This window comes from Mongoliitalea lutea, from assembly GCF_014652135.1.
Classification (GTDB): Bacteria; Bacteroidota; Bacteroidia; order Cytophagales; family Cyclobacteriaceae; genus Mongoliitalea; species Mongoliitalea lutea.
Genome location: NZ_BMYF01000005.1, coordinates 198,873 through 213,116 on the forward strand (window position 1 = coordinate 198,873; position 14,244 = coordinate 213,116).

Below are 14,244 nucleotides of genomic sequence, written 5' to 3' on the forward strand. Positions count from 1 at the left end.
GCTTTTTTTGTTTAGTAATCAATCGTTCAATGAAGAGCAGTTTTTCCAACCATCACTTGAAAATACCTAAGCGTTCATCTCTGTAATCTTGGATGAAAAAGAGAATATTATCTAAATAGGCGAAATCTTTTTCAGGATGCATGGTCGTAAGGGCTACTGCCTGCATTCCCGCATTTCTGGCTGCTTCTACTCCTTTCGGCGAATCTTCAAATACGACACATTTCTCTGGCACTACACTTACTGCGGAAGCACATTTCAAGAAGACTTCAGGATTGGGCTTGCTTAAAACCACATCATCGGCATGAACGATCGCATCAAAGCAGGAACGAATCCCTAATGCATCCAATGAGAAATCCACATTGAAAGGAATCGCTGCTGTACCCAAGGCTATTTTATAATTTTTCGCTTGAAGTAAATCCATAAATGACTGAAAACCCTCAATTGGAGCAATGATATCTTTGTAAACTGCTTGATACCGTTTTTCTTTTTCAATGGACCAATGATGCATTTCTTCCTCAGTCAAGGCGTCTGGACCTAACACGCGGGCAAATAGTTCACTGTTTTTCCCATACATCTCCAACCAAACCCGCTCAATCGTTATAGCTACATTGAGATCTTGGACCAAAAGTTCATGCCAAGCCTTAGCATGGTAGGCCATATCATCGATGATGGTTCCGTTCAGATCAAATAAAATTGCATCAAATGATTTATTCATAATTTTTTCTTTGGATGACTTTTTTCACCTTCTCGACAATGGTCAAGGCATCCAATCCATATTTTTTCATCAAATCTTCAGGCTTGCCGCTTTCTCCAAAGCTATCATTGACAGCCACATACTCTTGTGGCACCAACTGTTTGGAAACAATAACCTGAGCGATACTATCCCCAAGCCCACCTAGGCGATTATGTTCTTCAGCAGTCACGACACAGCCTGTTTTCTGGATAGATGCCAATACAGCCTCCTCATCGAGTGGTTTGATGGTGTGAATATTGATAATTTCCGCATCAATTCCTTGAGCTTTCAGGATTTCTTCTGCCAATACGGCCTCCCAAACCAAGTGACCTGTAGCAAAAATAGTCACATCTTTACCCTCTTTGATTTTCCAAGCTTTCCCAATTTCAAAAACCTGATCAGCAGGTGTAAAAACCGGAATCACGGGTCTTCCAAATCTCAGGTAAACCGGTCCATAATGATCTGCAATAGCTAAGGTAGCTGCTTTGGTTTGATTGTAATCGCAAGGATTGATAACAGTCATCCCCGGAAGCATTTTCATCATACCCAAATCTTCCAAAATCTGATGTGTTGCACCATCCTCCCCCAAGGTAAGACCTGCATGGGAAGCACAGATTTTTACATTTTTATGAGAATAGGCGATGGACTGACGGATTTGGTCATATACCCTACCCGTACTGAAATTAGCAAAAGTACCTGTAAATGGGATTTTACCGCTGATGGTCAAACCTGCGGCAATTCCCATCATATTGGCTTCGGCAATACCGACTTGGAAAAATCTTTCCGGATATTTCTTCTGAAAATCACCCATTTTGAGTGAACCAATCAAATCGGCACACAATGCCACAACATCTGGATGTGTTTCTCCCAACTGTGAAAGCCCGGCACCAAATCCGGAGCGAGTATCTTTTTTTTCTGTATATTCTAAAATCATCGGTTTCTTAGTTTAATAATCCTGAAGCGTTGAAGGTAATTGAGCGAGTGCTTTTTCCAACTGCTCATCATTTGGGGCTATTCCATGCCATTTGTGCGTACCTACCATAAAGTCTACCCCAAAGCCCATTTCTGTATGTAATAAAACAACCACAGGCTTCCCTTTTCCAGAAGCTTCAAAAGCAGCATTGATATCCTCACATAGTTGGTCCATATCATTACCTTCGGCCGAAAGTACCTCCCAGCCGAAAGCTGTGAACTTGGCTGCCAAGTCTCCGTTATCCATGACCTCCTTTGTTGGCCCATCGATCTGCTGTCCGTTGTAATCTACAAAAGCAATGAGATTATCCACCTTATGGTGTGCAGCAAACATAGCAGCTTCCCAGTTTTGGCCTTCCTGCAACTCCCCATCTCCTGTCAATACGATTACTTTTTGAGGATCTTGATCCAGCTTTTTTCCTAAAGCGGCACCAATAGCCACCGAAATCCCCTGACCAAGAGAGCCAGAGGCAATTCGCACACCTGGTAAACCTTCATGGGTAGTCGGGTGTCCTTGTAAACGTGAGTCTAGTTTTCTAAAAGTCGCTAATTCGCTTACATCAAAATACCCGGCACGTGCCAAGACACTGTACCAAACAGGTGAAATATGCCCATTGGAAAGGAAAAATAAATCTTCCCCATTCCCTTTCATAGAAAACTGAGGATCGTGCTTAAGTTTCCAGAAATAAAGTGCTACAAAAAAGTCGGCGCAACCCAAGGATGCTCCGGGGTGACCAGATTGGCACTGATGCACCATTCGCAGAATATCACGCCTCACTTGAGTCGCAATTTCTTTCAATTGATTACTATTCATACAATATGTTTAATAGGTTTGTGTGTTAAAGATAGATACAAAGTGTGAAAAACACACTTATTATTATAAATTTTTGCAACCGATTTCATTTTTAATCAAAAAACACATGAGCATGTGTACAAGCCACCTTTAAAGAAGAATCTTGAGCATTGGATTTGAATAAAAAAATAAATCCGTTCCCCAGCCAGAAGAACGGATTTAAAGCTGAAAAAGAGTTGTCGTCACCAAAAAATATAATCTTACAAAATTTTTGTTTTTGAATACATTACAAACATACGTTCTTAAAGTTTTTCAAAATTGGAAAGTTCATGAAAGCCCTTGTTTTCTTCATGAATCAGGGGTTTGGATTCATGAAGGAGAATAACAGTCCTTTAACCATCAGTATAAAAAAAGAAATAAACCTACCATATTGATTGCTACTAGCTCATATTGTATTAAAATAACTGCGGCACAAACTGACTCAAATAGATTCTCCAATTTCTCCAGATATGCCCGCCTTCTGTTTCTACATAGGTATACGGCATCTTCATGGCATCCAGCTTTTTGATAAACTCCTGATTGGCATCATACAAAAAGTCGGTTTCTCCAATAGCGATCCAATACAATTGATAGCCATTATCCCGCTGTTGCTCTAGGGTAGCATCGATATCCTTATAAACTCTTCCGGTAGCATCTTTCCTTGGCATAATAGCCGCTGAAAACAAGCCTACATAATCAAAGGCATTGGGATAGAAGCGGGAAATATGCAATGTATGAAATCCACCCATAGACAGCCCTGCAATGGCTCTTTGGGATTTTTCTTTGTTCACGCGGTAGTTTGCTTCCACAAAATCTATGATTTCACCGAAATGGGCCTCATAGGTCCCGTCCATGGTCTGAGGGATCATAAACTGAGGCTTATAAAACCCTTTAGATCCTTCTCCTGGAGCCCCATCTTGAATCACATTTCCATTAGGCATGACCACTATCATAGGTTTGGCTTTTCCTTGAGCAATGAGGTTATCTAAGATTTGGGATGCTCTTCCCAAAGTCATCCAGGCTTCTTCATCTCCACCTGCACCATGCAACAGGAATAATACGGGATAGGATTGGGTAGATTGTTCATATCCAGGCGGAGTATAGATCGTCAGTCTTCTTACCATTCTCAAACCTTCGGAAGGATACCATCGCTTAGCAACTGTTCCATGAGGCACTTGCTGCACCTTGTACAGATCGGCCTGCGCTCCTCCAATGATAAAAATATTCGTCACAGAAGCAACATCCCTAATCAAAAAGGGATTATTGGGATCAAGTGCCGGCAGTCCATCCACCAAAAAAGAATAGCTATACAATTCAGGAGCCAGCGTTTCGGTTTTAAATTCCCAAATACCTTTATCATTTTTAATCAATGTAACTTTGCCAGGGCCATCTACTTTTCCCATGGGTGAATCGATTTTTTCCGTAGGAAGAAAGTCCCCAGTAATTTCAACTTTCTGCGCATTTGGAGCATAAAATCTGAACGTTACTTTATTATCCTCCATTTCGGGAGAAATCAAGTCTTGGGAGCGGAAAATTGCTTCTTGGGCTTGCAGATTTGGTAATGAAAATATCCAAAGGGCAATTAGTAACATCACATTTTTCATAACACAAAGTTTTTCAAGGTTTGAAATTAGGGAAAGTTGGTTGCATAAAATAGATGATTTTTATCATCTAATCCACTGATTTTGATTACCAATACTAATCTTTAAAATCAGCTAACTTGTGTAAAAATAATCAAACCCGTGAGAAATCCTCTTATCCTACAAAGTGCCTTCCTGCAAGAAGTTGGAGAATTAAGCAGGTTTACTGCCCGTTTCTTCCGAGAGCTCGTGAAGCCCAAACAGGAATGGGAAGAATTTATCAATCAATGCTTTTGGGTAGGATACAAGACATTGACCTTGGTAGGCATTACTGCATTTATCATGGGATTGGTACTGACCATTCAATCCAGGCCAACCTTGGTGGAGTTTGGGGCCGAGGCGATGCTTCCTGCCATGGTTGCTGTTTCTTTGGTCAGAGAAATTGCCCCAGTAATCACAGCCTTGATCTGTGCAGGCAAGATTGGTTCAGGTATGGGTGCAGAACTTGGTTCCATGCGGGTAACCGAACAGATTGATGCAATGGAAGTTTCTGGTACCAATCCTTTCAAATACCTGATCGTGACAAGAGTATTAGCTACTACAATCATGGTCCCTTTGCTTTCCAGTGTCGCAAATGCTATTTCCCTATACGGTGGATACTTGGGAACCAATCTCAGAGGTGATGTCAGCTGGAGTCTGTATTGGTTCCAAGTGTTCAACTCCCTGAGTTTTGGAGATGTAGTACCATCACTTATCAAAACCATCTTCTTTGGTTTTGCAATAGGTATTGTGGGCTGTTATAAGGGATATTATTCCCAAAAAGGTACAGAAGGAGTTGGACGATCAGCCACTACAGCTGTCATCGTAGCTTCCTTACTGGTGTTTATCATAGATTTATTGGTTGTACAAATAACTGATTTACTAGACTTGACTTGAGATGCAAACAAAAGATCCAATTGTACTGGTAGAACATGTGAATAAGTCATTTGGAACAAACCATGTCTTACGCGATTTCTCCATGGCTGTGGAAACGGGTGAAAACCTAGTCATTCTAGGAAAATCAGGATCTGGGAAATCCGTGTTGATCAAATGCATCATCAAACTGATAGCAGCCGATAGTGGCAAAATAACTGTACTTGGTCAGGATATCGACGCCTTGGATGAGGACCAATTGAATACTTGGAGAGCTGATATTGGTTTTCTTTTCCAAAGCAACGCCTTGTATGATTCCATGACGATTCGGGAGAATTTGTTATTTCCCTTGCGCCGACATTGGACGAAAGAAAAACGGGAAAAAATGGCTGACCAAGCAATATTGGAAGCCTTGGAGGATGTGGGCTTGGCTCATACCCTCCACATGATGCCTGCTGAATTGTCCGGAGGCATGAGAAAACGGGTAGCCCTTGCGAGAGCCTTGATATTACGACCAAAAGTAATCTTATACGATGAACCCACCACTGGCCTCGACCCAATTACGGGAAGGGAAATTTCTCAACTGATGATTGATGTGCAGAAAAAATACAACGCCACATCAATCGTGATTTCACATGATTTGAATTGCATCAACATGATCGCCAACCGAATCATCATGTTGATCGACGGAAAGAACTATGCTTCGGGGACTTTCCAAGAATTAGAAGCTGCTACTGATCCAAAAATTAAAGCGTTTTTCGAATAACTATGAAAGCGACAAAAGTAATCGACAATACAAAACTTGGTCTCTTGGTTATCGCGGGACTGATTTTCCTGGTCTTGACCTTGTATATGATAGGGAAAAACAAAAACCTGTTTGGCACTGCCATTCAAATCACAGCCGTAGTGGATAATGTGAGTGGTTTAGTTCCTGGCAATAATGTACGCTTTAAGGGTTTAAATATCGGAACCGTTCGGTCCATCAACATGGAAAATGATTCTTCCATTTATATCACAATGGCTGTTCAGCGAAAAATGACCCAATTTATCCGCAGTAATTCTCTCACATCCATTAACACGGATGGCTTGATGGGCAACAAAATCATCCAAATCCTCCCACAAGAAGGATACTCTCCCATGATTTCGGAAGGAGACACCCTCTTTGCCCGAGCAGGCTTGGATACGGAAGAAATGCTGAGAACGCTGGAATCCACGGGAGACTATCTGGAGAAAACATTTTTTCATTTATCCAATGTCTCTCAAAAGTTAAATGACAGCAAAGCCCTTTGGAACCTGCTGTCGGACAGTGTATTGGTCAAGGAAGTCAAAGCAACTGTACAGGAAATCCGCAATGCCGGCACCCACGCTTCTGATATGGCCATGTCCGGAAAGCGAATGCTGTACACCTTAGAACAGGGTCAAGGCCTGGTTCAACAAGTTTTTACCGACACAATCCTTGCAACCAACTTCTCCCAATCTGTAGGCCACTTACTTGAAGTAAGCGAGCAAACCCAAGAGCTTATGCTCCAGGTTAAAAGCATTGTCCAGGATATCGAGCAAAGTGATGGAACTGCTAAACTAATTTTGGAAGACCCTGTACTCAAAGAAGCCATGCTCAAAAGCATGCTCAACATAGAAGAAGGCACCGCCTCCTTTGCCGAAAACATGGAGGCCATGAGGAGCAATTTTCTATTTCGAAGGTATTTTAGGCGATTGGAAAGGGAAAAAGAGGCAAATAAAGAATGAGCTGATCAGTCCCTACTTTCTTTGAACTAACATATTGCCTACAATAATCAGTACCACTGCCCCAAGCAATGTTACGATCAGTCCAACGCCCGACCCTAGGTTTGGCCTATCTATCAAGATGCCAACAACATACGCTATTAGTATCAATGCACTCATAGTGAAAAAAATCCAAATGTAATAAACAGAGAGTCCATTGTTTATGGCGTTCTCTTTTTCCCGCTGGGACAAACTCCCGTAGCCCGCAATCAGATTCGGGAATTTTCTAATCAATGCCTCCAAAGCAAGAAATAATAATGCGATGTAAAGAGCTTCCATACTTTAATTTTAGTTAAAAACAAGGTTAATTCAAAGTAAACTCATTCAATGACCCTTATATTCTCCTTGTTACCAACAAAGGACTTTTCTGGTGACGTGAACAAGTAAAGAAAGTGACTTTCTCACTAAATCAAATCCTTTTCTAAAGAAATAGTCAAAAAGTTCAGGGAAATTAGCTCAAATAAAGCAATGGAATAAAAGAAAAAATGACTTTTTACCCTAAGGGAGTTGAATCCTTTCTTTAAAACTAGGCCATTTTACTTGAGTCAACATAAATCAACGAGCTGAAAAGGCGTCAATTTTCACGCTTGATTCTGCTTAAACTTTGAGGCGTGATACCCAGGTAGGAGGCTATATGCTGTTGGGCGACTCGGTTTTGAATGTCAGGAAATTGCTTCAAGAGCAAATGATACCGTTGGCTTGCTGTTTTGGTAAGCAATTCTATTTGTTGCCGTTGTTTGTCTACGAAGGATACCTCACCGGCTACTAATCGGATAATTTTACCAATAGGCATTTGGGTTAGTTCATTGTATTTCTCTTTACTCATTCGTAAGAATAAGCAATCTTCTAAGGTCATTAAATAAAGAGGGGTAGGCTCTCCCGTTAATATTGACATATAATCGGAGCAGAATTGACCATCAAAGGCGAAGTCAAGACAAACAGGGGTGTTTTCTTTCCATAAAAACACGCCAACAGCCCCTTCTACAATAAAATAAAAGTAATTTTCTGTGGCATCATACTCTTTGATGATGATGCCCTTTTTCACCGAAACAACCTTGCACATACGAAAAAAGCCTTCCCATATTTCAAGAGGTGCTTGAAAATAGGGATCAAAAGAGGATTTAAGTATTTGTGCATAATTCATAAGGTCGAATCTACACCGTGAAATTTAAATTTCATAGTGCAAAAGAAAGATATCAATTCTTCTATAATTCGACCTTACAGTCCTCCAGCATCGCTTCAAGCCATTCTTTTTCAGCTACTGCAGCACCTTTATCTATTAGTTTTGGTAATTCTTTTATTGCTTCATTGATTTTTTTAACAGCCAGGCTGTAATTGCCTTCTCCCATGGCAATTGCCGCTTCTACCCTCAAGACCTGAGATTTAGGTATCATTACACCTGCTTTTTCTCGGGAGAAATATTCTTTGGCAAGACTGAGATTTTTCTTGTGTCTTGCTTCAAACCAAGCTTTTTCTAAATACAACGAAGCAATATAGCCTTTCGGAATATATTGGGCACCTTCCAGATACTGATCTAAATGCCAACTGGCCTTTTCTAATTCTCCTGCATCTTGGTAATGGTTATACAATAGTCCACTTAAATAAGGTTTTAAGGGAGACTCATAAGGAAGATTAAGCGCTATTAAGATTGGATCGGGGTTAATCAATGATGGTCTAATCCCGGAGGTCGCCTGAGCAATCGCATTCAATAATGTTGATTCAATTTGGGCGGATGGCCCACCTTTTAATAAATTTAATATTCTCCCTCCATCAGAAGTGAATCCTTCTGAATGCATGGGAATTAATGTAACCAAAGCAATACAAAAAGAAAGAATACAACTAATTAGGATAAAGGATTCAAGTAAATAAAACCTTAGTAAGGTAGTATCCAGTTGAATAAAGATTAGAAAGATGGAAAAAAACCCACCAAAAATTAAACTTGCTAAAGGTCCTCCAAATGCAAAGATTGCAAATCTCTTATTTAAATTTTGCTGATCCGTCGGTAAGCACAAGGCAACACCTCCAAATGTATTGAAATTTGTATTTCTTTTCAATTTGAGTTTGCCTAACTCTTTTTCAACTATCACAGGTCCCACAGATAGTAATCTAAATTCAAATTTTTGAGAAAGTCCTGCGAAGACATGGCCCAATTCATGAATGGATATGGTTATCCAAAGTGCTATTGCAACAACAGGAAACAACAGTAACTTAGTGTGCCAAGGGAATTCTGAACCTCCCTTTACATCACCAAATACCACTAGTACAAGATAGGCAACAGTGGCACCGATAATGATACCTCCCATAAACCCAAGAATTCTATTTTTAAGTTTAGGTGATTTCATATCTGTCAATTAAAATTTTAATTCTATCATGCATTTCTGAATGGATTTAAAGTTAATTATTCGGTAGATTAACTTATGATAATTATTCCAAATACTTTTACTTAAATTCAAAGTCAGCTCTAAAACTTGTTTCTTTTTATCATTCATTTTCTTCATTACCACTATAAGTGCGCCGAATGCGGCACCTGCAAAAACTAAATAATGTACTCCTGTATAATAAGCAAGTAACCCTTTGGGGATGGCTCCATAAAAACCTCCTAATGCGGCTCATGCGATATAGTTTAAATTCCCGTTGGTGGTCTTTTTTAGAGCTAAAGAATTTTCTTTTATGAAATCAAAATCTTTGTCTAGAATATGATTTTCATAGTTTGTTAAAAATAAATCTCAAAAATCAAGGTCTTCTTTTGTGAAAATTACCCCCATTGTATTGATAACATAGCTACTCTTTATTAAAAGATTTTTTCTACTTCTACATACCTTCACTATGTAATCCATCAACAAAAGGAGCAACAAGCTGCATAGTAAAATCCCAGAAATGCGAAAAATCTATATCCTCACTTCTCCCGTTGGTTGAAACATTGATGACAATATTTTCTTTTGGAAAAAGACAGAGGAAATTCATTGATCCTTTACTTATCCCTGCATGATGTACCATCATAGTTACAGTTCTATTCTTAAAGTGCTTAGAAGTATAGGATTGATTCAATCTCCATCCCAGAGCATAATTCTGAATATTAACTTCACCGTTATTCAATAATTGAGGGGTGAAGAAAATCCCTTTTATATCTTCTCCTATAAACTCATTATCTGTCAGTAATCTATTCCCCAATAATACCAAATCCGTGGGTGTAGAAAGCATCCCTCCTCCTGCCCACTTATAACTCAAATTCTGGATTTGTTTGGGGAATCCGAAAGTATGCCAATTTCTGTAGCTACCTTGATTATCAGTTTCATAAAATTTGGCAATTGAAGCTGGATTATTTTTCCCTTTTTCCAAATAGGTATTCTTCATACCGGAGGGTTGAAAAATATACTTATTCATAAATTCTTCAAAAGACATTCCTGAACTTATCTCTACTACTCTAGAAGCAAGTACAGGACCAAAAGAATTATACTTGAATCCGGTACCAGGCTCAAATAGCAAAGGAATATTTTGAAACAATGCAAGTGATTCTTCCACAGAAGAAAACTGTTTGAAGTTCAACATGCTATAATATAAGCCTTTAATTCCTAAATCTTCATAATCAGGAAGTCCTGCAGTGTGCGAGAGCAAATGACGGGTACTAAAAGACCATTGTTTTTCAGGGTAATTTTGAATAATCGTAGATATCGGCACATCTAAGTCAAGCTTTTCATCCTGTACAAGTTTCATCACCGCAACCGAAGTCAAGGCTTTGGAAGTACTCCCAATTCTGTAAAGTGTCAGAGGAGAAACTTTCGTTTGTTTTTCAATATCAGCAAAGCCATAGGTACCTACCCACACCAATTGACCATTGACAGCAACTGCCGCAGAAGCAGATGGTACTTTTAAAGTTGAAACAAGTTCCCGAAGTGTTTTACTAGATTCTTTTCCTTGTTTAGTATATATTTCATCGAATATCTCTTCGAATCCTGAAGATTCAAAGTTAGGCAGCTTTTTCCAAGAGAAATGATTATAAGATATAAATCCACCAAGAACAAACAGGATGGTGGCTGCTATAAAAAGAAGTGACCGTTTCATGATGTATTTTTTTAGCTATAATTTATTTTTATTACTAATCAGTTAGAGAAATTAAGGGTTAAGGAGTGATTTCATCAATGTGAATCCTATATCTTGACGAAAGTCCTCGTTAAAATCTGAATTGGACAATAGAACGATACCGGTTTTTTCCGAAGGAACCATCATTAAAAATGCCCGAAAACCTTTATCTCCTCCGTAATGGCCAAATCCATCTTTACCTGCAACACGATATAACTGAAAGCCCAATGAATTATAGGCATACACTGGCGATGGCACTAAAAACTGTTGATGAAAGGGATCATTCATAAACTGTATCATCCATTTACTTAACTCTTCAACACTTGAGTTCAAGGTACTGCTCCCCGCATGCTCCCGGGTATACGGATAGATTTTGCGAACCTTTACCTTGCCAAACAAATTTTTTGTATGTGGAGAGAGCCGCATTTCCTCGGGAATAGCAAAATATCTAAAATCCGCTGTTGTCATAGTTGCTGGCAGCAGCACTTCTCTTTTGACAAAGGTTTCAAAAGATAATCCCTCTACTTGTTGCACTATCAATGCCAATAAATTGTAGCCTAAATTGCTGTAACGGTATTCTTTTCCTGGAGAGGTTGCAAGCTTCAGTTTCTTTTTGGAAAAATAGCGCTGAAGTGCTAAAGAGTCCGTGTTTTGTCTTCTCCAATGATACCCCCAAACATCGGGTAGACCTGATTGATGCTCTAGCAATTGACGAATAGTAATCTCTGAGATTTGTCTATCTTTTAATCTGAGTCCTAAGTTTAAAGATGCCAATTGGGTATCCAAGCCTATTTTATCAGCCTCTACAAGTTTGAGGATTGCCTGTGCAGTAAAAAGTTTACTTACAGAACCTGTGTGAAATACTGAATATTCAGTGATCTGTTTGGGGAAATGAATAGTTGCTACACCATACCCCTGCTGAAAATATACTTGCCCGTTTTTCACAATACCCACCGCTAGACCGGGTAATTGATATTCTTCCTGCTTTTGCTTAAGATACGTCTCCATTGCCTCCTGCTGCTGTCCAAGGGCAACAACTGATAGAAAAAGAACAAAGAGAGAGGTACTATACATGAATTTGAATTGCATACGTATTTGATAATTTTAAGAAAAGATTAATCTAACAAGACTGCCAACGTTACCATCATGGTAATTTGTGAAAACGACATAGACACCTTCTTTTAATTTTTAAAATCCAAAATCTTCAATTGGCTGGTTACTCATCCAATGATTGATAGCTGATAAAAATTGAGCTTGCTGATCGATAAAAACATTATGAGAACAATTATCAAGGTAAAGCACATTTTCCGAGCCAATCAAATTTTGTAATGCTGAAATTTGGTTGGCTGAGTAAAGTCCATCTTCTTTACCATAGATCCCATAAACCTTTATAGCCTTACTAATTATAGCGTTGATCTTATCTGTTAAATCTATACATGTATAAGCCTCACTTTTCCAAAAACCTTGTGGGGCCTGATAAGTCATTTGAGTAGCATGACTCGCAATTTCCGGGTCAGCTAACAAGATATTATATAACTGTTTTGCCTCCTCTGTTAAATTCTTTGGGCTGTAGAAACCATTTTGCATGGCATGCATAAGGCAATAAGAACTGTATGCAAGAGAGGATTTATCCATTTCTTCTAATTGGGACAGATAAGCAAGATTTACACTATCATTTTTGGATTGATAGATAATTTTTGAAGCATCGATAATGGTCTTAAATGACTCTTGCATGGAAACAGGAGCTGCTGCTAGAATTACGGACTGGACCTTTTCAGGAAATTCATCGGCGAAATAGGTTGCCAATACCCCTCCAAAACTATGTCCCACTAAAATGGCTTTACGTAATTGGTACGTCTGAAATAGTTGGTTTAAATCAGCAAAAGACTGCTGAAAATTGTAGGAGGACTGTAAATGTTGGCTTCTCCCCTCTCCTCTTCTATCATATACAACTACATAAAACCCGGTATCTGCCAGACGTTGGGCTGTAGTTGCTTCAAATCCTGCTGAATTAAATCCTGGACCACCGTGTAAAAAAATCACAGGAGAATCAGCAGGGTTTCCGTATGCTTTTACATACAGCCCTTGCCCATTAGCTGTTGAGACAAGGATTAATAATACACAATAAATAACTATGGTTTTCATCTGAATAATTCGATTTGTTGTTGGATAGCTTTTACTTTTTCAATAGTTTCATTCAGTTTAGCTGTATTTTTTTTAACAACAATTGGCCTAAGGTAAAACCAGTTAAACATTAACCAGGCAATTGTAAGCAAGCAAAACAACCAAGCCAGGATGGTATCCATTTTAGAGATGTACTCAAAAAGATACAGGAAAAGCCCCGTAGATAGCATGATAAAATATGCTCCAAGTACCTTTGTCTGCAAAAACTTCTCCCTGCCTTTGAGTTTTAAAAGTGCTTCTAAAAACACACTGCTAGTGGAGTCTTCATTGAATTCATTTAAATTAGGAATAACCCGATAATATGCTAAGGGGTAGAAAATCATTCCTGCAAGGGTTACAATGATCCCCACTTTTGTAGAGATAAGCGTAGGTTGGAAAAATATCCATATTGTTATAATTGCAGCAATGGTAAGGATCACAATTCCACCAAGAACAAAACGCTCTACTTGCTTTTTTTTCTTCATCTGATGAAGTCTAACCCGTATTTCATCTATGGTTGGTGGGTTACTTGTTTTACCCAACCAAAGCCTGTTTAATTCATTGTTATTCATGGTATTTTTTAAATTTTTCCATTAATTTTTCTTTTATCCGGTGGATTTTCACCCGGACGTTGGTTTTTGAGAGTCCAAGAATGGAAGCAATTTCTTCCTGCTTTACATTTTCAAGTTCCAGTGATATTATCAGTCTGTCAATCTCATGAAGTTCCGCAATGCATTTGTATAAAAAAGTGGTTTTAGATTCTACATCCGGTTCATTTTCTATGACCAAATCGGTCGGCAGTTCATCTCGAGGAAAACGTTTCTGTTGTTCAATTTGCCTTAAACAGGTATTGGAAGTGATCCGATAAATCCAAGTATCTATAGTGGATTCATTTCTGAATTCAGAAAGCTTATTCCAGACAATCACAAAGGTTTCTTGGGCTAAATCCTTCACGAGTTCGGTATCATTAACATACCCCATACAAAGCCTAAAGACCTTTTGCCAATACTTTTTGTAGATATCCTCAAACACCCTTTTTTATTTTAAATAGATTCGTTTTTACTTTAGATACAGAGCTTTAGAAAATGTTACAGTGCTTTTGGATTATTTTTACTGACACTACACTTAAACAGCCCTCAAAAAACCATGTGTGTTCTTGACCTAAATTACCATTTGGTAGATGGATAAAA

15 protein-coding genes are annotated in these 14,244 nt (G+C 38.9%); 3 read left to right on the forward strand and 12 right to left on the reverse strand.

Annotation, left to right across the window (positions count from 1 at the left end; all coding sequences use genetic code 11):
• Nucleotides 1–52: 52 nt before the first annotated feature.
• The 4 genes from IE080_RS05805 to IE080_RS05820 form a co-directional block, all read right to left on the reverse strand.
• Nucleotides 53–715 carry an HAD family hydrolase gene (locus IE080_RS05805; protein ID WP_189579514.1) on the reverse strand — a complete coding sequence of 221 codons (663 nt, stop codon included), beginning with the start codon at nt 713–715 and terminating at the stop codon, nt 53–55.
• Nucleotides 708–1,667 carry a transketolase family protein gene (locus tag IE080_RS05810; protein WP_189579515.1) on the reverse strand — a complete coding sequence of 320 codons (960 nt, stop codon included), beginning with the start codon at nt 1,665–1,667 and terminating at the stop codon, nt 708–710. Before IE080_RS05810 ends, IE080_RS05805 begins: the two co-directional genes overlap by 8 nt.
• 12 nt (nt 1,668–1,679) lie before the next feature.
• Nucleotides 1,680–2,519: a transketolase gene (locus IE080_RS05815; protein WP_189579516.1), complete on the reverse strand. Its 840-nt coding sequence runs from the start codon at nt 2,517–2,519 to the stop codon at nt 1,680–1,682.
• Nucleotides 2,520–2,953: 434 nt separating this feature from the next.
• Complete coding sequence (locus IE080_RS05820) at nt 2,954–4,141, reverse strand: esterase (RefSeq protein ID WP_189579517.1); 1,188 nt, start codon at nt 4,139–4,141, stop codon at nt 2,954–2,956.
• Nucleotides 4,142–4,279: 138 nt separating this feature from the next.
• On the opposite strand from IE080_RS05820, the gene IE080_RS05825 reads away from it, so the two are divergent.
• The 3 genes from IE080_RS05825 to IE080_RS05835 are packed head-to-tail and all read left to right on the forward strand — an operon-like array spanning nt 4,280 to nt 6,775.
• Nucleotides 4,280–5,053: an MlaE family ABC transporter permease gene (locus IE080_RS05825; protein WP_189579518.1), complete on the forward strand. Its 774-nt coding sequence runs from the start codon at nt 4,280–4,282 to the stop codon at nt 5,051–5,053.
• 1 nt (nt 5,054) lies between these two features.
• Entirely contained in the window at nt 5,055–5,795 is a 741-nt protein-coding gene (locus IE080_RS05830; protein WP_189579519.1) for an ABC transporter ATP-binding protein, read from the forward strand.
• A gap of 2 nt (nt 5,796–5,797) precedes the next feature.
• Complete coding sequence (locus IE080_RS05835; RefSeq protein ID WP_189579520.1) at nt 5,798–6,775, forward strand: MlaD family protein; 978 nt, start codon at nt 5,798–5,800, stop codon at nt 6,773–6,775.
• Between the two features lie 12 nt (nt 6,776–6,787).
• On the opposite strand, the gene IE080_RS05840 is transcribed toward IE080_RS05835, so the two are convergent.
• The 8 genes from IE080_RS05840 to IE080_RS05875 form a co-directional block, all read right to left on the reverse strand.
• Nucleotides 6,788–7,090: a DUF3784 domain-containing protein gene (locus IE080_RS05840; RefSeq protein WP_189579521.1), complete on the reverse strand. Its 303-nt coding sequence runs from the start codon at nt 7,088–7,090 to the stop codon at nt 6,788–6,790.
• Nucleotides 7,091–7,385: 295 nt separating this feature from the next.
• Nucleotides 7,386–7,955, reverse strand: a complete 570-nt coding sequence (locus tag IE080_RS05845; RefSeq protein ID WP_189579522.1) for a Crp/Fnr family transcriptional regulator — start codon at nt 7,953–7,955, stop codon at nt 7,386–7,388.
• Nucleotides 7,956–8,016: 61 nt separating this feature from the next.
• The gene (locus tag IE080_RS05850) at nt 8,017–9,153 is read right to left on the reverse strand and encodes a M50 family metallopeptidase (RefSeq protein ID WP_308428147.1); all 1,137 of its coding nucleotides are present in this window, start codon (nt 9,151–9,153) and stop codon (nt 8,017–8,019) included.
• Between the two features lie 469 nt (nt 9,154–9,622).
• Nucleotides 9,623–10,873 (reverse strand): serine hydrolase domain-containing protein, encoded by a 1,251-nt coding sequence (locus tag IE080_RS05855; RefSeq protein WP_189579524.1) that lies wholly within the window; start codon nt 10,871–10,873, stop codon nt 9,623–9,625.
• Nucleotides 10,874–10,924: 51 nt separating this feature from the next.
• On the reverse strand, nt 10,925–11,980 hold the full coding sequence (locus tag IE080_RS05860) for a serine hydrolase domain-containing protein (protein WP_189579525.1): 1,056 nt from the start codon (nt 11,978–11,980) through the stop codon (nt 10,925–10,927).
• A gap of 99 nt (nt 11,981–12,079) precedes the next feature.
• On the reverse strand, nt 12,080–13,036 hold the full coding sequence (locus tag IE080_RS05865) for an alpha/beta fold hydrolase (RefSeq protein WP_189579526.1): 957 nt from the start codon (nt 13,034–13,036) through the stop codon (nt 12,080–12,082).
• Nucleotides 13,033–13,626, reverse strand: a complete 594-nt coding sequence (locus IE080_RS05870; RefSeq protein ID WP_189579527.1) for a hypothetical protein — start codon at nt 13,624–13,626, stop codon at nt 13,033–13,035. Before IE080_RS05870 ends, IE080_RS05865 begins: the two co-directional genes overlap by 4 nt.
• Nucleotides 13,619–14,086 carry an RNA polymerase sigma factor gene (locus IE080_RS05875; RefSeq protein ID WP_189579528.1) on the reverse strand — a complete coding sequence of 156 codons (468 nt, stop codon included), beginning with the start codon at nt 14,084–14,086 and terminating at the stop codon, nt 13,619–13,621. The genes IE080_RS05870 and IE080_RS05875 overlap by 8 nt, the downstream gene beginning before the upstream one ends.
• Between the last annotated feature and the right edge of the window lie 158 nt (nt 14,087–14,244).

Coding starts and splice junctions, on each gene's coding strand:
- IE080_RS05850 (WP_308428147.1), bottom strand. CDS start 9,153: ATGAAATCACCTAAACTTAAAAATAGAATTCTTGGGTTTATGGGAGGT.
- IE080_RS05810 (WP_189579515.1), bottom strand. CDS start 1,667: ATGATTTTAGAATATACAGAAAAAAAAGATACTCGCTCCGGATTTGGT.
- IE080_RS05845 (WP_189579522.1), bottom strand. CDS start 7,955: ATGAATTATGCACAAATACTTAAATCCTCTTTTGATCCCTATTTTCAA.
- IE080_RS05865 (WP_189579526.1), bottom strand. CDS start 13,036: ATGAAAACCATAGTTATTTATTGTGTATTATTAATCCTTGTCTCAACA.
- IE080_RS05835 (WP_189579520.1), top strand. CDS start 5,798: ATGAAAGCGACAAAAGTAATCGACAATACAAAACTTGGTCTCTTGGTT.
- IE080_RS05830 (WP_189579519.1), top strand. CDS start 5,055: ATGCAAACAAAAGATCCAATTGTACTGGTAGAACATGTGAATAAGTCA.
- IE080_RS05855 (WP_189579524.1), bottom strand. CDS start 10,873: ATGAAACGGTCACTTCTTTTTATAGCAGCCACCATCCTGTTTGTTCTT.
- IE080_RS05870 (WP_189579527.1), bottom strand. CDS start 13,626: ATGAATAACAATGAATTAAACAGGCTTTGGTTGGGTAAAACAAGTAAC.
- IE080_RS05820 (WP_189579517.1), bottom strand. CDS start 4,141: ATGAAAAATGTGATGTTACTAATTGCCCTTTGGATATTTTCATTACCA.
- IE080_RS05860 (WP_189579525.1), bottom strand. CDS start 11,980: ATGCAATTCAAATTCATGTATAGTACCTCTCTCTTTGTTCTTTTTCTA.
- IE080_RS05805 (WP_189579514.1), bottom strand. CDS start 715: ATGAATAAATCATTTGATGCAATTTTATTTGATCTGAACGGAACCATC.
- IE080_RS05840 (WP_189579521.1), bottom strand. CDS start 7,090: ATGGAAGCTCTTTACATCGCATTATTATTTCTTGCTTTGGAGGCATTG.
- IE080_RS05815 (WP_189579516.1), bottom strand. CDS start 2,519: ATGAATAGTAATCAATTGAAAGAAATTGCGACTCAAGTGAGGCGTGAT.